Source organism: Sphingomonas sp. BE138 (genome assembly GCF_031456125.1).
GTDB lineage: Bacteria > Pseudomonadota > Alphaproteobacteria > Sphingomonadales > Sphingomonadaceae > Sphingomonas.
The window spans coordinates 2,501-5,676 of the sequence record NZ_JAVDUC010000053.1 but is presented as its reverse complement, the minus strand read 5'-3'; the positions used below and the strand labels follow the sequence as shown (position 1 = coordinate 5,676).

1 tRNA gene and 2 rRNA genes (1 of these 3 cut by a window edge) are annotated in these 3,176 nt (G+C 55.4%); all 3 read right to left on the bottom strand.

The annotated features are described in order from the left end of the window. Positions 1–77: transfer RNA gene (locus J2Y58_RS20655), tRNA-Met, on the bottom strand. A 47-nt stretch (positions 78–124) separates the two neighbouring features. Continuing rightward, positions 125–239: ribosomal RNA gene (rrf, locus tag J2Y58_RS20650) — 5S ribosomal RNA — on the bottom strand. Between the two features lie 125 nt (positions 240–364). Further along, positions 365–3,176 (bottom strand): 23S ribosomal RNA (locus J2Y58_RS20645) (it continues 10 nt past the right edge of the window).

The window sequence follows — 3,176 nt, the reverse complement described above, 5'->3', positions numbered from 1 at the left end:
TGGTTGCGGGGACAGGATTTGAACCTGTGACCTTCAGGTTATGAGCCTGACGAGCTACCGGGCTGCTCCACCCCGCGCCGAGGTGTGTGTGTGAATGGGTTCTTGGGATGTGCGAAGCTTCAATGCCTGGCGGCGACCTACTCTTCCATCGCTTGAGCGATAGTACCATTGGCGCAGAGGGGTTTCACGGCCGAGTTCGGGATGGGATCGGGTGGTTCACCGACGCTATGGCCACCAGGCAATGGAGCCTGCACATGGGGTCCTGCCCGGATGGTGGCCGGGCGGGACGGGTTCAAATCGATGCACGATGTACTGGCTGCGAGTGATCACCTCACATCCAACGTTGTTGTTGGGGGTGTGTGCTCTCAAGCGCGAATAGGACGATTAGTATCGGTTAGCTTCACGCGTTACCGCGCTTCCACATCCGATCTATCAAGGTCGTGGTCTTCGACCGTCCTGAGAAATCTTATCTCGAGGGAGGCTTCCCGCTTAGATGCTTTCAGCGGTTATCCCGTCCGTACATAGCTACCCTGCTGCGCCGTTGGCACGACGACAGGTACACCAGAGGTACGTTCAACCCGGTCCTCTCGTACTAGGGTCAACTCCTCTCAAATTTCGACGCCCACGGCAGATAGGGACCAAACTGTCTCGCGACGTTCTGAACCCAGCTCACGTACCACTTTAATTGGCGAACAGCCAAACCCTTGGGACCTGCTCCAGCCCCAGGATGTGATGAGCCGACATCGAGGTGCCAAACAACCCCGTCGATATGAGCTCTTGGGGGTTATCAGCCTGTTATCCCCGGCGTACCTTTTATCCGTTGAGCGATGGCCCTTCCACGAGGGACCACCGGATCACTATGACCGACTTTCGTCTCTGCTCGACTTGTCAGTCTCGCAGTCAGGCGGGCTTATGCCATTGCACTCTAACAGCCGGTTTCCAACCGGCCTGAGCCCACCTTCGCGCGCCTCCGTTACTCTTTAGGAGGCGACCGCCCCAGTCAAACTACCCGCCACAGAGGGTCCCTGTACCGGTTTCACGGTACGAGGTTAGACAATAGACAACAACAGGGTGGTATTTCACCTGTGGCTCCACACCGGCTGGCGCCAATGCTTCAAAGCCTCCCACCTATGCTACACAGTTCTTGTCCACTGCCACTCTGAAGCTGCAGTAAAGGTGCACGGGGTCTTTCCGTCTAACCGCGGGTACTCCGCATCTTCACGGAGAATTCAATTTCGCTGAGCATGTCCTGGAGACAGTGGGGAAGTCGTTACGCCATTCGTGCAGGTCGGAACTTACCCGACAAGGAATTTCGCTACCTTAGGACCGTTATAGTTACGGCCGCCGTTTACCTGGGCTTCATTTCAGAGCTTGCACCCCTCCACTTAACCTTCAGGCACCGGGCAGGCGTCAGGCCCTATACGTCGTCTTGAAGCCGACTTAGCAGAGCCCTGTGTTTTTGCTAAACAGTCGCTACCCCCTGGCCTGTGCCCCCCATGAGTGCTTGCGCATACATGGGGCCTCCTTCTTCCGAAGGTACGGAGGCAATTTGCCGAGTTCCTTCAGGACACTTCTCTCAAGCGCCTTGGTATACTCTACCAGACCACCTGTGTCGGTTTCGGGTACGGTCTATACGGTGGGGCTATTTCCCGGGACAGCTTCGAAGCCAGCTCAATCCGTTAAGAGCTGACAACACACGCCATCCGTCACACACCACCAGGCTGCGGAATATTAACCGCATTCCCATCGACTACCCCCTTCGGGCTCGTCTTAGGGGCCGGCTCACCCTGCGCGGATTAGCCTTGCGCAGGAACCCTTGGTCTTTCGGCGAGAGGGCATCTCACCCTCTTTATCGCTACTCATGTCTGCATTCGCACTTCCGATACCTCCACGACCCATTACCAGATCGCTTCGCAGGCTTACGGAACGCTCCGCTACCGCGTGGATAAATCCACACCCTAAGCTTCGGTGCACGTCTTGAGCCCCGTTACATCTTCGCCGCAGGAACCCTTAGCTAGACCAGTGAGCTGTTACGCTTTCTTTAAAGGATGGCTGCTTCTAAGCCAACCTCCTGGTTGTTTTGGGATTCCCACATGCTTTCCCACTTAGACGTGACTTGGGGACCTTAGCTGTAGGTCAGGGCTGTTTCCCTTTTGACGACGGACCTTAGCACCCGCCGTCTGTCTCCCGAGTAGTACTCGCAGGTATTCGGAGTTTGGTTAGAGTTGGTAGATCTCGCGACCCCCGCATCCATCCAGTGCTCTACCCCCTACGGTATTCGCTCGAGGCACTACCTCAATAGTTTTCGCGGAGAACCAGCTATTTCCCGGCTTGATTGGCCTTTCACCCCTAAACACAACTCATCCGGTAACTTTTCAACGTTAATCGGTTCGGACCTCCAGTGTGTGTTACCACACCTTCATCCTGGTCATGCCTAGATCGCCGGGTTTCGGGTCTAATACTTCAAACTAAAACGCCCTATTCAGACTCGCTTTCGCTGCGCCTACACCTATCGGCTTAAGCTCGCTTGAAACATTAAGTCACAGACCCATTATGCAAGAGGTACGCTGTCAGGCCTCAAGGACCCTCCAACTGCTTGTAGGCAATCCGTTTCAGGTACTGTTTCACTCCCCTCATCGGGGTGCTTTTCACCTTTCCCTCACGGTACTAGTTCGCTATCGGTCGCATACGAGTATTTAGGCTTGGAGGGTGGTCCCCCCATGTTCAGACAGGATTACACGTGTCCCGCCCTACTCGAGTCCATCCACATCACTTTCGCATACGGGGCTGTCACCCGCTACGGCCGATCTTTCCAGATCGTTCTGCTAGTTGAATGAATGGCACTGGCCTGGTCCGCGTTCGCTCGCCACTACTAACGGAATCTCGGTTGATGTCTTTTCCTCCAGGTACTGAGATGTTTCAGTTCCCCGGGTTCGCTTCTCGAAACCTATGTATTCAGTAACGAGATACCATGTTCCCAATTACCCTAGCCGAGCCGCCCGGCGGCACGCTTCACGCGTGTCGTCGTTCGGATCATCTGGGATAATCAGGATAGGTGGGTTTCCCCATTCGGAAATCTGCGGGTCAAAGGTTGCTCACACCTCACCGCAGCTTATCGCAGCGTGCCACGTCCTTCATCGCCTGTATGCGCCAAGGCATCCACGAATTGCCCTTAC